The sequence below is a fragment of the Mechercharimyces sp. CAU 1602 genome (genome assembly GCF_024753565.1).
In the GTDB taxonomy this organism is placed as follows: domain Bacteria; phylum Bacillota; class Bacilli; order Thermoactinomycetales; family JANTPT01; genus Mechercharimyces.
Window position 1 is genome coordinate 222,133 of sequence record NZ_JANTPT010000002.1, and the last position, 15,085, is coordinate 237,217.

At 45.3% G+C, this 15,085-nt stretch carries 17 protein-coding genes and 1 pseudogene; 8 read left to right on the forward strand and 10 right to left on the reverse strand.

The features are described from left to right. The 3 genes from NXZ84_RS12155 to NXZ84_RS12165 are packed head-to-tail and all read right to left on the reverse strand — an operon-like array spanning position 1 to position 1,898. Entirely contained in the window at positions 1–975 is a 975-nt protein-coding gene (locus NXZ84_RS12155) for a sporulation-delaying protein SdpB family protein (protein WP_258840597.1), read from the reverse strand. Beyond that, positions 960–1,517, reverse strand: coding sequence for an SdpA family antimicrobial peptide system protein (locus tag NXZ84_RS12160; protein WP_258840598.1), 558 nt, complete (start codon positions 1,515–1,517; stop codon positions 960–962). Before NXZ84_RS12160 ends, NXZ84_RS12155 begins: the two co-directional genes overlap by 16 nt. A 15-nt stretch (positions 1,518–1,532) precedes the next feature. Further along, positions 1,533–1,898 (reverse strand): thiol-disulfide oxidoreductase DCC family protein, encoded by a 366-nt coding sequence (locus NXZ84_RS12165; RefSeq protein ID WP_258840599.1) that lies wholly within the window; start codon positions 1,896–1,898, stop codon positions 1,533–1,535. Between the two features lie 681 nt (positions 1,899–2,579). Here NXZ84_RS12165 and NXZ84_RS15125 point away from each other — a divergent pair. From NXZ84_RS15125 to galE, 8 genes and pseudogenes are all read left to right on the forward strand, one after another. Next, positions 2,580–2,798, forward strand: a pseudogene (locus NXZ84_RS15125) (Ada metal-binding domain-containing protein); the annotation flags it as partial. Positions 2,799–2,846: 48 nt separating this feature from the next. Beyond that, complete coding sequence (locus NXZ84_RS15130) at positions 2,847–3,146, forward strand: helix-turn-helix domain-containing protein (protein ID WP_309495902.1); 300 nt, start codon at positions 2,847–2,849, stop codon at positions 3,144–3,146. Positions 3,147–3,244: 98 nt separating this feature from the next. Next, entirely contained in the window at positions 3,245–3,874 is a 630-nt protein-coding gene (locus NXZ84_RS12175; RefSeq protein WP_258840601.1) for a flavin reductase family protein, read from the forward strand. Between the two features lie 139 nt (positions 3,875–4,013). Further along, positions 4,014–6,044: an ArnT family glycosyltransferase gene (locus NXZ84_RS12180; RefSeq protein WP_258840602.1), complete on the forward strand. Its 2,031-nt coding sequence runs from the start codon at positions 4,014–4,016 to the stop codon at positions 6,042–6,044. A gap of 42 nt (positions 6,045–6,086) precedes the next feature. Beyond that, on the forward strand, positions 6,087–7,100 hold the full coding sequence (locus NXZ84_RS12185) for a glycosyltransferase family 2 protein (RefSeq protein WP_258840603.1): 1,014 nt from the start codon (positions 6,087–6,089) through the stop codon (positions 7,098–7,100). After that, entirely contained in the window at positions 7,075–7,512 is a 438-nt protein-coding gene (locus NXZ84_RS12190) for a GtrA family protein (RefSeq protein WP_258840604.1), read from the forward strand. Before NXZ84_RS12185 ends, NXZ84_RS12190 begins: the two co-directional genes overlap by 26 nt. Continuing rightward, positions 7,502–8,440, forward strand: coding sequence for a UTP--glucose-1-phosphate uridylyltransferase GalU (gene galU / locus NXZ84_RS12195; RefSeq protein ID WP_258840605.1), 939 nt, complete (start codon positions 7,502–7,504; stop codon positions 8,438–8,440). Before NXZ84_RS12190 ends, galU begins: the two co-directional genes overlap by 11 nt. Next, positions 8,428–9,417, forward strand: a complete 990-nt coding sequence (gene galE / locus NXZ84_RS12200; RefSeq protein WP_258840606.1) for a UDP-glucose 4-epimerase GalE — start codon at positions 8,428–8,430, stop codon at positions 9,415–9,417. The genes galU and galE overlap by 13 nt, the downstream gene beginning before the upstream one ends. 69 nt (positions 9,418–9,486) lie before the next feature. Here the strand turns inward: galE and NXZ84_RS12205 are convergent, their stop codons facing one another. The 7 genes from NXZ84_RS12205 to NXZ84_RS12235 all read right to left on the reverse strand — a co-directional run bounded on the left by NXZ84_RS12205 (position 9,487) and on the right by NXZ84_RS12235 (position 15,036). Continuing rightward, positions 9,487–10,731, reverse strand: coding sequence for a serine hydroxymethyltransferase (locus NXZ84_RS12205; RefSeq protein ID WP_258840607.1), 1,245 nt, complete (start codon positions 10,729–10,731; stop codon positions 9,487–9,489). Positions 10,732–10,838: 107 nt separating this feature from the next. Then, entirely contained in the window at positions 10,839–11,399 is a 561-nt protein-coding gene (locus NXZ84_RS12210; protein WP_258840608.1) for a TIGR01440 family protein, read from the reverse strand. Positions 11,400–11,404: 5 nt separating this feature from the next. After that, complete coding sequence (gene rpiB, locus NXZ84_RS12215) at positions 11,405–11,845, reverse strand: ribose 5-phosphate isomerase B (RefSeq protein ID WP_258840609.1); 441 nt, start codon at positions 11,843–11,845, stop codon at positions 11,405–11,407. Between the two features lie 25 nt (positions 11,846–11,870). Beyond that, the gene (locus NXZ84_RS12220; RefSeq protein WP_258840610.1) at positions 11,871–12,509 is read right to left on the reverse strand and encodes a low molecular weight protein arginine phosphatase; all 639 of its coding nucleotides are present in this window, start codon (positions 12,507–12,509) and stop codon (positions 11,871–11,873) included. Positions 12,510–12,542: 33 nt separating this feature from the next. Further along, positions 12,543–13,268: a ZIP family metal transporter gene (locus NXZ84_RS12225; protein ID WP_258840611.1), complete on the reverse strand. Its 726-nt coding sequence runs from the start codon at positions 13,266–13,268 to the stop codon at positions 12,543–12,545. A 13-nt stretch (positions 13,269–13,281) separates the two neighbouring features. Beyond that, on the reverse strand, positions 13,282–13,845 hold the full coding sequence (locus NXZ84_RS12230; RefSeq protein WP_258840612.1) for a manganese efflux pump MntP: 564 nt from the start codon (positions 13,843–13,845) through the stop codon (positions 13,282–13,284). A gap of 60 nt (positions 13,846–13,905) precedes the next feature. Continuing rightward, complete coding sequence (locus tag NXZ84_RS12235) at positions 13,906–15,036, reverse strand: L-threonylcarbamoyladenylate synthase (protein ID WP_258840613.1); 1,131 nt, start codon at positions 15,034–15,036, stop codon at positions 13,906–13,908. Positions 15,037–15,085 lie beyond the last annotated feature (49 nt).

Consider the following 15,085-nt stretch of genomic DNA (forward strand, 5'->3'; position numbering starts at 1 on the left):
TTATGCTCCACGCGATTGCGGGAAGCTAGCTGTCCCTATCTCACCCTCCGTCTCATCCCTTTTCTTCCGCAATAATTTTCGATAAAACGTAAATTCATGTTCCGTCGGTCGAAGATAGAGAACCAAAGCTCCGATCATAATAATAGAAAAGCTAATCAACCCCAACATCACTGCGATTACTTCATGCAATAATAGCGCCAATATCAAAAAATACTTCCAATACTTTTTCGGCGCAAATAATGCTCCAAACAAGGAGAGTTGTAAAATCAGTGTCCCCCATGTAGGAATCACTACCAAAGGGGAGGTGATTACAGGATAAGTAAGTTTCAGCAACGGTTCTGGCAGTCCCAGCATCGAATCCTGCATAAAATAATAGACCGCTGTCCCATCTATCCACGTATCTTCACCTAGCTTTGCCAATGTGGAGTGAAGGTACAAAATAGCTACCTGCACACGAATCGCTATCAGAGATACCATGGCTATGATTGCACTTACTATCTTTCGTTCTGCCCACCCCCCACTCTCCTGTCTCTGCCAGTGCCAGGTACGCGAATCGGTTAAGGTTAAAGGAATCATCAGGAAAGTTAATACGGCCGCTACCTGCTCACCACCATCTAACGTAACTGCTGACACGTTCATGCTGTATGCGATCCACCAGTGAAATACACCTGTAACGCGTGGGCGCCATCCAGAAGCAATCACGAATAACATCACAATCGCAAGCCAACGCATCATCTCTAAGTAAACATAATCATTGGGCACAAGACAAAACATGCTAATATTGTTATCGCACAAGGGGTAAACATCTATCCCACTAATAGGGCGGAAAAAGGTTTGCGCATCGTTTACAAGTAATGTCAGCGCTGTAGATAAAGCGAAAAGCGTCCGCGCTAGTCCATATACATTTGTCCATGGTTTTCCGCTTTGCGCCCATGCAAGCAATGTACTATTAAATTCCTCTATTTGCCGGTACATGTAATCTTCACCCTCGCAATCCGAGATGGCATCTCTATCTGTTCTCTACTTTTACTCCAAGCCCAAGGAACTGGTTCTTGATACCCATATCCCACCTCTCCACAAATCGTAGGGGAAGACAACGGATTTTCAATCTCCTGCGCAATTTCTGCTGCTCTCATGCATTCAAACATCTCTTCCTCACACTCTTGCCAGGCTGATTCATCGATCTGCTGACGGATAACCCCCGCTTCAATCCCCTGACTACGACCATATCTTTTTAGTCCAAAGTAATTGATTGGCCGATTGTTTGGCCATGCCGCTGCCGTCACTCCCGTTTCAATATCGATAACATGAAAAGTCGATTCCTTCGGGTCTTTACTGTAGAATCCCCATCCCTGCGGAACACTGCGATTAACTGCTAAACTCTCTTCTAAGGGAAGGGGAGCAACCGCATTAGTAGGTAGCGCACTATGAATAGAAATTGCAAAAAAATATAAAAAGAATAGGGTGGTTAATAAGAATATTCCAATATATTTATATGAAAGAGATTTCTTGACCATCGTATTCATCCTCTCCTATTTTCTGATAGCACACTCCTTTGTACATGTTCCTGCAGGAACAATCTTTCTCCTTTTAGCGACGAAATCATACACAGCTTGTCCAACTCCTAACCCTTTTGCCAAGTAAAGCAAAGCTATTAACGGCCATAACAAAGGAAGTCGGCTCATAATAAGAATAAATGAATCAATCCCTTCCACATAATGCTCATCAGTCATTCTCTTACTCAGCATACGCTGCTCCGCTTTAGACAAGTCTAATCGATAGCGCTCTACAATCCCTGGATCACGAAAGGAACGATACTGGATCAGATGAAAGAAATCTATTTTTTCAAGTCTGCTCACACTCGATCTACATAACGGGCACCACCCATCATAAAACACAATAATGCTTCTATCTTTATCTCGTTTAATAAGATCACTCCTCTTGAAATATTTTATTCTATATCAATATAAAGGATTATTTTGTTATTCCACGGATATAATATCCCATATACTCCCACTAGTCAATACAATTATTTAGAACTATTCAATATTTAATATTAGTAAATATTTTCTATATTTATTTGTAAGAGGGAGAGTCTTTTTTCATTTCTAAAAGAAAAAATTAGAGATTTCTCTCTCCTATGTACAGTTCTATTTTAGAATTTATATCACAGTTAAATTCTAAAATATTAGAATTTAATTTGTAACTATGGTATGATATGTCTAACCTTCATTTTAATATAGAGGATCTATTGTTCATTAAGTCTTTTAGCAGGATGCAATTGAACAGCACGAGGAGAGTGGAATTTTATGATAATAGCTTTTACATCTATAATCAGCATGGTAGTAGACTTTATTCTTACCCCTACTTTAATGGTATTGGTAATTATATACTTAACCAAGCAGATTAGAAAAGGATAATTATATGAACCCTTCACATAGGCTTAGTTTTTTATCTAATACGAGTATCGTTGAGTCGCTAGAGTTAACCGCAATCTTGACCAGGCTAACCTTTACTTCTCAAGGGTTAGCTTAATAAATGATATCCATATCCATATCTTTAATAGCTTGGGGGTGACCATGATAAACGCGGACTCTTCTATAAACATTCCTTCGTCTTACTGGAGGGCAATTATAAAAAATGACGCCAATTTTGATGGGAAGTTTTTTTATGGTGTAAAGACGACGAAAATTTTTTGCCGTCCCTCATGTAAATCAAAAGAGCCTTACAGAAGAAATGTAGTAATCTTCCAAAGTAAACAGGATGCTATTGCTCAACACTTCCGCCCTTGTAAACGGTGTAAACCAGATACCCTCTTGCCTCCAGAAGAGGAAAAGGTCCGAGAAATGTCCCAATGGATTCAAACTCACTTCTCCAAACCGATCACCCTAGAACTACTTGCCCAGCAGTATCATACCAGCCCATCTCACTTACAACGCTTATTTAAAAGAATACAAGGAAGAAGTCCTTTGGAAGAGGTACGCTTCAGGCGCATCGAGAAAGCAAAAGAATTGCTCACTCACACGGATCTTAGCGTAACCGACATCGGACTGGAGGTTGGTTATACACATACCTCCTATTTCATCACAACCTTTAAACGGGCAACGGGACTAACCCCTACTTTCTATCGCAAGAGATTTTTATGAGTTCATCAAAATGGAAGCACAAGAATGTGAAAGCTCTTCCTCTCTAAACACGCTATAATTTCGTGTAAAGCAAGTTCTCCAGGAAAGGAAGCGCTCATATGCACAAAACGATTAATCCTAAGATTTTATATTTTGGAACTCCAGTTGTCCTAGTAAGTACAGTAAATGAGGATGGGACGTTTAATCTCGCCCCCATCTCCTCTGCATGGTGGATGAGTCAATCATGTATGTTAGGCATGAGTGGACACTCGCAAACAGTAAGCAATCTTATACGAACAAAGGAGTGTGTATTAAATTTACCTTCTGCAGATCAGGTAAGGGAGGTAGATCAACTGGCTCTCTTAACAGGTAAAGATCCCGTCCCTCCGTATAAAGAGAAAATCGGATATACATTTGAAGCAGATAAATTTACGAAAGCTAATCTCACCCCTCTCCCCGCCCAAAAAGTTCATGCAGCACGAGTAAAAGAGTGTCCTGTCCAACTAGAAGCTACCGTCAGCCATATCCACTCTTTTGCTCAACCAAGTGCACTGAAAGCGATCGAGGTGAAAATTGTACGAGCTCATATTGACAACTCCCTTCTAACTGGGGAAGCGAAAGACCATATCGATCCTCACAAGTGGCGGCCTTTAATAATGAGCTTTTGTGAGTTCTTCAGCCTCAGTGAACAGCTCCATCCTTCTCGCTTAGCAGAACCTTTCTTGTCGCAATATACCCATAAATCATAAAACCCCGCATCTTAGATGCTTCACACTGCCAGCCTCTAATTCCTAGTGGCTGGCTTTTGGTATTTCTTTGTCTGACATTCCTCTGACGTATTCGCTTTATATCCTATAAACGTGAACACAATCCATGGAGGGAACAGCTATGAAACAACTATTCCGAAACCAGTTGCATATTATTTCCTTACTTTCTATCATGACCTTATCTTTCTTTCTCACTTTTTATAACATCACACAAGAAGGGTATGCCAACCTTTATTACTCGGCTGCTGTGCAAAGTATGCTGGAGAGTTGGCAAAACTTTTTCTTCCTCTCTTTCGATCCTGCAGGGGTGGTTACTGTAGATAAACCCCCCCTAGGGTTTTGGATCCAAACCCTCTTTGCCAAGCTACTCGGATATGAGGGATGGGTGATCATCCTTCCCCAAGCATTAGCCGCATCGCTTTCTGTCGGACTCATCTATCTGTTAGTTGCCAAGTGGAGCGGTAAAACAGCAGGCTTGATATCCGCCCTGCTCTTAGCTCTCACACCCGTTGCTGTGGCCACGGCACGCAATAACACCGTAGATAGTTTACTGGTACTCGTCCTGCTATTGGCAACCTGGGCTCTCTTTCGCGCTGTAGAGAAAAACCAATCCAAATGGCTTTTCCTCAGTGCGGTATTGATTGGGCTCGGCTTTAACATCAAAATGCTGCAAGCGTATATGGTGCTACCCGCCTTTCTCCTCTTTTATCTCATCAGTGCGCGCCACACTCGCGTGAAAAAGGCAGTAAATAGTTTGATCGCTGCAGTATTGGTGCTGGCTGTCTCCTTTTCTTGGGCACTGACCGTCGATGCGGTTCCTGCTGATGAACGCCCCTATATCGGGAGTTCACAAGATAATACAGTGATGGAGCTAATCTTTGGTCATAACGGTATCTCCCGCTGGGCAGGTGGTAATAAAGCGGATGATAGTAACTCTCTACCTGATGACACTATGAAAAACAATTCTAATGAAAATTTACCCCCTGCCCCGAATGAGCGCCCATCACCTAGTGAAGGAAATGGCTCTCCACCTGAGCGACCGCAAGCGGGTGCTGATGGAAATGCCTCCCCACCTGGGCAACCGCAAGCGGGCGCTGATGGAAATAGAGGACCCAGAGAGCAGACAGCCGCTCCAGGGGGACAAAACGAAATCGGTTCACCGGGTCTATTCCGTCTCTTCGACTCACAGTTAGTCGGGCAAGCAAGCTGGCTATTACCTTTCGTCCTATTCGCTTTAGTCGCTTTAGCAAAAGGGATACGTCGATACAAAGAAACATCGTTATCGCATCACTTCACTTTATTTTGGCTCACGTGGCTTATTCCAGCTGTAACCTTCTTCAGTTTCGCCTCCTTTTATCATCGTTACTATCTCGTTATGCTAGCACCCGCAATTGCGGCATTAGCAGGTAGTGGATGGGTGGCGATGTGGAAGGAATGGCAGCAGAGGGATTCGTGGCGTGCGTGGCTATTGCCTAGTGCTGTGATCGTCACCGCTACTGTCCATCTGGCCATTGTTTATCAATATGAAGGGGTTAGTACCTGGCTTTCGCCACTCATTCTTTTCGCTACCATCATAAGCCTCGTGCTTCTTTTCTATCGTAGCTGGCACGTAAGATGGAAACCAAAAGCTGTGCTTATTCTCACTGTATTAGCACTAAGTATCGCTCCTTTATACTGGTCGTTTACCCCCATGATATACGGAGGAGCTCTTCTCCCCTACGCGGGGCCAGAACTAGAATATGAGCGCAACAACCAGGGAGGAAGCAACAACGAAATCACGGATTATCTTGTTTCTCAGTATGACGAGGGCGAGTATCTGGTATTGGGACAAAGCTCACATGAAGTCTCTTCATTCATCATTGAAACTGGACTGCCGGCTGTAGCTTATGGTGGTTTTAACGGCGGAGATCAAGCATTAACCTTAACAGAGATTAAAGAACTCGTCGCCACAGGAAAAGTAGAATACGTCCTGCTTAGTGATGGCGGAAGGAACGGTTCACGAGGAGGAAATCAAGAAATTTCCCAGTGGCTCCAAGCTAACAGTGAACGAGTGGAGTTAGATTCCACACCATCTGCTGAATCCAATACAGATGAGGCTAATGGTGCCAGGCGTCAATCCTCCCTCTATCGAATTACCGTAACAGACAAATAAACCATGGGGGGGACTCCCCCTTTCTAGAAAGGAGCCATTTCGATGACGGCCACTAGCCTAAAAAAAGAAGAAGAAATCATGTACTCTGTTATCGTCCCGATGTACAACGAGGAAGAAGTAATCGCCCTCTGTTACGAACGCCTCTGTGAAGTGATGAAAAACGTCGACGCGCCTTACGAGCTCATCTTTGTGAACGACGGTAGTCAAGACCGAACAAAATCCATTGTAGAGACACTGTGCACCGCTGATCACCACTTACGCATTATCAATTTTTCTCGCAACTTTGGTCACCAACCCGCAATCACAGCCGGGATGGAGGCAGCCCGTGGAGAAGCGATCGTTGTTATTGATGCTGACTTACAAGATCCACCCGAACTCATTCTAGAGATGATCGCTAAGTGGAAGCAAGGATATGATGTCGTCTACGCAAAGCGCAGAGAAAGGAAAGGGGAGTCTTTTTTTAAGAAGGCGACCGCCGCCCTCTTTTACCGTACACTCCACTTCATGACGGATATCTCTATCCCTCTCGATACAGGTGACTTCCGTCTGCTCGACCGAAAAGTGTGCGCTGCGCTTACCCTTTGCAAAGAACGAAATCGCTTTGTACGTGGGCTCGTCAGTTGGGTCGGCTTTAAACAAACGGCTGTCGAATATGAACGACATGAGCGCCATGCAGGACAAACCAAATATTCTTTGAAAAAGATGATACGACTATCTCTTGATGCTATCACCTCTTTCTCCAATAAGCCGCTCATTTTAGCCATTTATCTAGGTTTTCTGCTCGCAAGTACTGGATTTCTCGCTCTCTTCTATCTCATGTACTTGAAGTTATTTACGACCCAGGTGATAGCAGGTTGGACCTCGATTATGTCGCTCAACATTATCTTTTTCGGTGTCACCCTATTCATGCTAGGTGTAATCGGGCAATATATCGCTCGTATCTTTGACGAAGTGCGAGAGCGTCCCCTATATATTATTGAAAGCCAACGAGAAAGGGGCAGGTATCTTGATACGCAACCGGATGCACTTGTTGCTAAAAACGAAGACAACACTTGAGCTCTTCCGTTTTACAGTGGTGGGCATACTGAATACCTGCATCGATCTCCTCATCTTTATCTTGCTACTAAACTGGTTTTCTTTCCCACCCATATGGGCACACCTATGTGCCTATATGGCAGGAGTGGGTAACAGTTATATCTGGAACAAGCGGTTCACCTTTCGTATAAAAGAAGAAGCAATTATATCCAATTCATTTATATACTTCTCTTTATTTCAATTAATCTTACTCACACTATCTACTTTTATTTTAAGTATTCTCCTCCTGTTAGGTGCTCCATTATATGTCGCCAAGGGAGGCGCTATCTGCATAGGACTCTTGCTTAATTTCATCGGTAGCAAACAATTGTTTCGCTCCGTAACACCATACAACACCCCACCATTGAAAGGAGAAGATAACGATGCGTGTTAAAACAGCCATCATCCCTGCTGCAGGTCTCGGCACTCGCTTATTACCAGCCACGAAAGCTCTACCCAAGGAGATGCTACCCATCGTCGACAAACCGACGATTCAATATATTGTCGAGGAAGCCGTTCAATCAGGAATAGAAAATATTATTATTGTGACGGGAAAAGGAAAGAGAGCAATCGAAGACCACTTCGATACTGCCTTTGAATTAGAAACTCGTCTTAAAGCTCATTCCAAGCATAAATTGCTGCAAAAAGTACGCCATTCCTCTCAGTTAGCAAACATCTACTATGTCCGCCAAAAAGAGCCACGCGGTTTAGGTGATGCCATCCAATGCGCACAACATTTCATCGAAAACGAACCCTTCGCTGTGCTGCTTGGTGATGATATCGTACAAGCAGAAAAACCGTGTCTGCAACAACTAATAGAACAATTTGAGCGTGTTAATCGCTCCATTATCGGGGTACAACGGGTTCCCGCTCACCAGACACATCGCTATGGTATCATTGCGCCTGCCCCTTCAACAGGTAGCTTACTCAGGGTTGAAGATTGCATAGAAAAACCAACCTCCCATCCACCCTCTCACATGGCGATCATGGGACGCTACATCTTTACACCAGATATCTTTACGTCCCTTGCACAAACGCCGATAGGAAGGGGAAATGAAATTCAACTTACCGATGCCATTCGTTTACTGATCGCCACTCAAGATGTATTTGCTTACCCATTCTCCGGAACCCGTTACGATGTAGGAGAAAAACTTGGTTTTATCACGACCAATGTGGAGATGGCACTTCAACAACCGGAGTTACGTGACAATCTCCTCCACTATCTACGTCAGCTCCTTCGTACAGAAGAGCAATCTGCTACCTTATCTACACCCACAAGAACCAAAGTAAGCAAGGAGGAGAATCAGACATGCCCATCTTAATTTGTGGAGGTTTAGGCTATATCGGCAGTCATGCAACATGGGCTCTAATTGAGGAGCACGGGGAGGAGGTCGTCGTTATCGATAACTTAGCTCAAGGTCACCTCGCTGCCAACATTGCAGGAGCACACCTATATGTAGGTGACTTGGGCGATGAGCAATTGCTCGACACCATCTTTACCACCCACGATATTGAAGCGGTCATTCATTTCGCCGCTTCTTCCCTTGTCGGAGAAAGTATGATTCATCCATTGCAGTATTACAAAAATAATGTATTAGCCACGTACACTCTCCTTGCAGCGATGCAAAAACACGATGTTCGCAAAATAGTCTTCTCTTCTACTGCCGCTGTCTATGGTGAGCCTGCATCAATTCCAATAGTTGAAACCACACCCCCTCAACCCCACAATCCTTACGGGGAAACAAAATGGGCCAGTGAGCGCTTACTCCATTGGTGCGATCACGCTTATGGAATCAAAGCTGTTATCCTTCGCTATTTTAATGTTGCTGGAGCACATGTGAGCGGAAAAATCGGAGAAGATCATGAACCCGAATCCCACCTTATCCCCTTGATATTACAAGTTGCCCTCGGCAAGCGGCAAGAAGTAACCATCTTTGGCGATGATCATCCCACCCCTGATGGTACTTGTATTCGTGATTACATTCATGTGACTGATTTAGTAAATGCTCACTCCTTAGCTCTCGATAAATTACGTCGGGATGAAGAGAGCGCAACCTACAACTTAGGAAACGGCCAAGGATATTCTGTACAGGAAGTAATCGCAACAGCTCGACGCATCACCACCCATCCCCTTCCAATCGCAAAAGCAGCCAGGCGTTCAGGTGATCCCGCTATCCTTGTCGCTTCCTCACACAAGGCAGAAAAAGAATTAGGATGGAGCCCGTCACACTCCAGTTTAGAAAATATCATCGCCAGTGCCTGGCGCTGGCACTCGCAACATCCTGATGGGTACAAATAAACGGGATGAAGATAAAACAAACGGATGAGACTATGTGTCTCATCCGCCGTTTACATATTATGAGTTTCTCTAACCTAATTCAGCGTAAAGAGGAAACTTTTGATTTAATTGAGCAACCCGTGCCCGTGCTTCCTGCTGTACATGCTCGTCTTCCGGATGGGAGAGCGTAATCGCCATCACCTCAGCAATCTCATGCATCGCGTCTCGATCCATACCCCGTGTAGTAACTGCCGCGGTACCGACGCGCAAACCACTTGTAACAAACGGACTCTCCGGATCGAATGGAATCGCATTTTTATTCGTAGTAATACCAATTTCATCTAGCAGATGCTCAGCTTTTTTACCTGTAAGTTGAAAAGGACGAACGTCTATTAAGAGGAGATGATTATCCGTCCCACCTGAAATCAACTTAAACCCTTTAGAAAATAACGCTTCTCCCAACTCAGCAGCATTATCAATAATTTCTTGAGAGTACTGCTTAAAAGAATCCGACAATGCTTCCCCAAAGGCGACTGCTTTAGCTGCAATCACATGCATCAGCGGTCCTCCCTGTATGCCTGGAAAGATGGCTTTATCTACTTTCTTCGCATGTTCGCTCTTGCAGAGGATCATCCCTCCACGAGGTCCACGTAAGGTTTTATGGGTTGTAGTCGTAACAAAATCAGCGTAAGGAACCGGGTTGGGATGTAAACCTGTCGCTACTAAGCCTGCGATATGCGCCATATCCACCATAAAGTAACAGCCCACTTCATCAGCTATCGCTTTCATGCGTTTAAAGTCTATTTGGCGGGGATATGCACTCGCCCCTGCAACCAACAACTTTGGTTTATGCTCCAAGGCGATGCGGCGAACTTCTTCGTAATCAATACGATGGGTGTTCTCATCTACACCATACGATACAAATTGATACAACTTCCCGGAAAAGTTAACCGGACTCCCATGCGTCAAATGGCCGCCATGAGCCAAGTCCATTCCCAAAACCGTATCGCCTGGGTCCAGTACGCTATAATAAACAGCCATATTGGCTTGAGCACCCGAGTGCGGCTGTACGTTGGCATGCTCTGCACCAAATAGCTTTTTCGCACGTTCACGCGCTAGTTCTTCTGCTTCATCAACAAACTCACAGCCACCATAGTAACGCTTTGCTGGATACCCTTCAGCATATTTATTGGTTAATACACTTCCTAGTGATTCTAATACTGCCTGGCTAACAAAGTTTTCTGATGCAATCAGTTCAATTTTCCCCTGTTGTCGTGCCAATTCACATGCAATGATCTTTGCTATTTCTGGATCTTGATTACGAAGATGTTTCACTTTTCTCCCTCCTCTTGATAGACCGATCTTAATTCATCTTTTCTCTTTCTCTTTTATTGTAGCAGAAGAGTCATCCTCAGTCGTATATATTCCCGCCTTGCTACCCATTAATCTTCACAAACATAAACAGCCCGTGCACCACCAATCAATTTTGGGCGAGATTTTGCTAATGTAATATGTGCTTCCCCAATGGAACGCAGACTGACGCGTACTGGCACGCAGACCTCCCTCATATGCATCCCAATTAAAGTGTCGCCAATATCTAAACCAAGATCAGCTTTCCCCCTGAGCGACTCAACTAACACTGCATCCGTAAATTTACGAAAAGCCGCCGCCGCCATCGCTCCGCCAGCTCCTACAACAGGGATAGCCGCAACTTCTTGTAGATCCCTCTTCTCCATGGTACTTCGTTCTACCACCAACGCACGGTTAAGGTGTTCACAGCATTGGATCGCTAATTGAAATGACCTTTCCTGTTGCCACTTCAACAATACCTGCAAGAGGGATTCCGCAACCCCCTCACTACCTGACGTACCGATATGGTTCCCCATAACCTCACTGGTGCTCACACCAACCACTAGTAGCTTCCCTGCGGTAAGCTCGCACTGGTGCTCCAGCTCGTGTAGCACTTGTTCCAATTGTGTTCCTATCCCCACGTTCCCTTCCATACTCCTCATCCCTCCAAAGAGTGGATCTTCTCTACACGACGTTGATGCCGGCCCCCAGCATAGCTACTTTCTAACCAGGCACTTACGATCTCATGTGCTAATCCAGCACCTACAACGCGCTCCCCGATCGCTAAAATATTAGCGTTATTATGTTCACGTGCCATCCGAGCCGAAAAGGTATCGCTTACGACCGCACAGCGAACCCCATTCACCTTATTGGCTGCAATCGACATGCCGATGCCTGTCCCACAAACGAGTATGCCTAACTCCACCTCAGCTGCGACCACTTTTTTAGCGACGATCCCCGCATAGTCAGGGTAATCGACCGAGTGAGCGTCGTCATAACAACCCACATCGACAACGTCAATCTCCATCTCTTCTAATAGTGAAACAAGAGACTGCTTCAACTTTAATCCACCATGATCAGACCCTATCGCTAACCTCATCTTTTTCATTCCTCTCTTCTTTTGTCTATCGAGAACGTGTTAATTGCGTCACTAACTGATCGATTAAGCGTTCCAATTCATTGTAACTACTGCGATACACCTCGACACTCCCACTAAAGGGATCCTGAATATCTTGTCGAAAACCGCGTTCATTTAATTCGTTTAGAAGGCGGGCCTGCTCCTGCAAAAGCTCTTCTAGCTCCCTCTTCTTAGTTGCTGTCCCCTCTTCTTTTTTTTCCAGCGCATGCTTATATAAAGCATGCTTCGTCTCAATATCCACATGCAGACGGTCTAGCTCCATCAATAAATGACCCACTTGCTTATCTCTTTGCACGTATTCACGCAACGTATAAATTTTATCCAGGTACTGCGGATATGAGCGCACCAAAATCTCCTTATGTGTCATCGTCATCGTCAGAACCAAATCAGCTGCTTGTATCAACTCCGTTGTTACCGTCTGAGAACGATGACCACTACCGTCCAGCCCCTTTTCACGGAGAACAATTTGCGCATGTTCTGACATCGATAAATCGCTAACTGCAGCTACACCAGCTGAATGAACCGTGAGATGCAATCCTTTTTTACGCGCTTTCTCTTTGAGTAACACCTCCGCCATCGGACTGCGGCACGTATTACCCGTACAAACAAAAAGTATGTTTTCCATCCCTTCTACCTCCAACAAACGTATGCAAAACTTTTAGGAACCGTGTAAATGATGCAGGAAGTACATCAATATAATTCCGAAGATCAACCCCAACCATCCCCCTAATTGATCAATGCGCAGGGATCGGGGGCCTACTTCACTCACCACCCAAATCATCGTGGTGGCTGCCATCATTAAACCGACGGCAACGACTGAAGGGTACGCGACTAAATATTTATACCCAATCCAAGCACCTATAGGAAGAGCACCACATGTAATTAAAGTGAGCAGTACAATAAAAAGTGGAGAACGACCTGCCGCTAGTAACGGTGCTGCTAAACCAATCCCCTCAGGGACATTATGAATTGCAATCGCAAAGGCCAAATGTAAGCCCATCGCATGTTCCATACCAAAGCCAATCCCGATAGCCGCTCCCTCGGGAGCGTTATGTGCAGCAACTGCAATCATGAGATACAAACCTAATCTTTCTAATTCCGCTTGATGATTGGGTTGAAGGAAACGATCCTCCCTATGAAACTGTTTTAACAGCATCATTAAGGAGAGCCCCCCTCCTACTCCCAACGCCAGATGAGGAATATCTCCATACCGAATCGCAGTCGGAAGTAAATCTAACCATGACACCATAATCATCACACTGGCAGACATCCCTAAGGCAAAGGAGATCATGCGACTAGAAAGCGATCGCTTCCAAATCACGATCATCGCTCCGACCAACGTGGCACTACCCGACAGGAAGCTGAAGATAATCGCATCACTCACTCTGATTCGCCCCTCACCATAGAAATTTACACCCGAGTAAGATTAAAATCGTGCCACCGATCGCTTCACTGTAATCACCCAACCAATCACCAGAAGTACGTCCTAACATCATTCCAAGGGCAGCCATGCAGGCGCTCGCAAATCCAAACAACAGTACCGCAATCAAGAGGTTCGATCGAAATAAACCAATCGACAATCCAGCTGACAATGAATCTACGCTCACACTGAAGGAGAAAAATATGATTCCAATCCAATGCTGTGGATGTATCCCTCTACTCTTCTTTCCTTTCCACAGACTACTGAGCAACATGTGACCTCCGAGGAGGAAAAATAGGCTCCCTCCCACAAGGGTTCCTATCTCTTGAAACACCTGACTTAAATATCCACCAATCACATATCCGAGCAGAGGCATCGCCATGTGAGACAACCCAATCCATGTACTGATTATCACCACTTGTCGGAACAAAATTCCTTTTACACCAATCCCGATCCCTAGCGAGAAGGCATCCAAACCGAGAGCAATCGCAATCATTGATAAGGTCATCAGTTGACCCCATTGCGGCAATGTCAACTCCATCCAAGCGCCCTCCCACCTGTAGCTTGTCTTCCTTGGATGGATATGCAAATGCTAGTACAATCAGAACAGGGAAGAAAAGGAGGTGGGACTTCTATGGGGTGAGAGCATGCCTTTCCCCGCTTTTTGCAACCGATTCATCACGGAGTCAAATAGACCGACTGACGGAAAAGTTTCCGCCAAAATTACTTGAGCTTCCATCTGGTCACATTGACGCAATGCACGAAAAAGATGGTGAGCAACACTGCTTGGATCAGAGCGTCGCCCACAAAGAATTACCGCATGATCACCATACGCCGACTGATGCTCTTCCGTCGTTAAGATCGCAACCTTCAGATCGAGTGCGCATGCTTCATCAGCCAATCTTTGAATATGAAGGACTTGCTCTTCTGGCTTTCCGTCTACCAACCATAAATCCCCCATAGGAGCATAATGACGGTACTTCATGCCAGGCGAGCGGGGGCGAACGCTCCCCTCTATCAAGGCAGGATCCACCTGTAGCTGTGGAACCACCTCCATTAATTGTTCACGAGCAATGCCCCCTGGTCTGAGGAGCATAGGGATGTCGCCACTTACGTCAACGACTGTCGATTCTACCCCAATTCCTGTCGATCCACTATCCAATAATCCGCCTATTCTCCCCTGCAAATCACTCCACACGTGAGCCGCTTCTGTTGGACTAGGTCGCCCTGAGCGATTAGCGCTAGGTGCTGCGATAGCCAGATTTGTCTCTTTCAACAGTGCCTCGGCTACGGGATGCCGGGGAAAACGTATTCCCACTGTATCTAAGCCTGCAGTCACCGGTGTGGCAACCGAACCGTTATGAGGGAGAATGAGTGTTAAAGGCCCCGGCCAAAAGTGATACATCAACCGTTCTGCCACAGATGAAACGCCCGATACCAGTTGTTCAACCTGCGAGAGTTGTCCAATATGAACGATCAACGGGTTATCGGCTGGGCGACCTTTTGCGCGAAAGATTTCATATACTGCCTCTTCTGAGGTAGCATCCGCCCCCAGCCCATACACTGTTTCTGTCGGAAAAGCGACTAATTTACCTTTCATTAACATTTGCGCTGCTTGCTGTAGCGAATTGCGCTCGTCCTGATTCCAAGGTGGATGAGATGAAACCTCCCACCTCTGAGTCTTCCGTTCATCCAACTGCTGTTCACCTTCCCTATGAAATATCTTCTTCATCATACCATCTCATCTTGGCAAAACAAAACGCCCCTCGGCTACGGTTAGA

What these genes read in the sequence shown, in the direction of transcription:
- NXZ84_RS12155 (WP_258840597.1), bottom strand. Translation starts at nt 975, where the DNA reads ATGTACCGGCAAATAGAGGAATTTAATAGTACATTGCTTGCATGGGCG.
- NXZ84_RS12160 (WP_258840598.1), bottom strand. Translation starts at nt 1,517, where the DNA reads ATGGTCAAGAAATCTCTTTCATATAAATATATTGGAATATTCTTATTA.
- NXZ84_RS15130 (WP_309495902.1), top strand. Translation starts at nt 2,847, where the DNA reads ATGTCCCAATGGATTCAAACTCACTTCTCCAAACCGATCACCCTAGAA.
- NXZ84_RS12175 (WP_258840601.1), top strand. Translation starts at nt 3,245, where the DNA reads ATGCACAAAACGATTAATCCTAAGATTTTATATTTTGGAACTCCAGTT.
- NXZ84_RS12180 (WP_258840602.1), top strand. Translation starts at nt 4,014, where the DNA reads ATGAAACAACTATTCCGAAACCAGTTGCATATTATTTCCTTACTTTCT.
- NXZ84_RS12185 (WP_258840603.1), top strand. Translation starts at nt 6,087, where the DNA reads ATGACGGCCACTAGCCTAAAAAAAGAAGAAGAAATCATGTACTCTGTT.
- galU (WP_258840605.1), top strand. Translation starts at nt 7,502, where the DNA reads ATGCGTGTTAAAACAGCCATCATCCCTGCTGCAGGTCTCGGCACTCGC.
- galE (WP_258840606.1), top strand. Translation starts at nt 8,428, where the DNA reads ATGCCCATCTTAATTTGTGGAGGTTTAGGCTATATCGGCAGTCATGCA.
- NXZ84_RS12210 (WP_258840608.1), bottom strand. Translation starts at nt 11,399, where the DNA reads ATGGAAGGGAACGTGGGGATAGGAACACAATTGGAACAAGTGCTACAC.
- rpiB (WP_258840609.1), bottom strand. Translation starts at nt 11,845, where the DNA reads ATGAGGTTAGCGATAGGGTCTGATCATGGTGGATTAAAGTTGAAGCAG.
- NXZ84_RS12220 (WP_258840610.1), bottom strand. Translation starts at nt 12,509, where the DNA reads ATGGAAAACATACTTTTTGTTTGTACGGGTAATACGTGCCGCAGTCCG.
- NXZ84_RS12230 (WP_258840612.1), bottom strand. Translation starts at nt 13,845, where the DNA reads ATGGAGTTGACATTGCCGCAATGGGGTCAACTGATGACCTTATCAATG.
- NXZ84_RS12235 (WP_258840613.1), bottom strand. Translation starts at nt 15,036, where the DNA reads ATGAAGAAGATATTTCATAGGGAAGGTGAACAGCAGTTGGATGAACGG.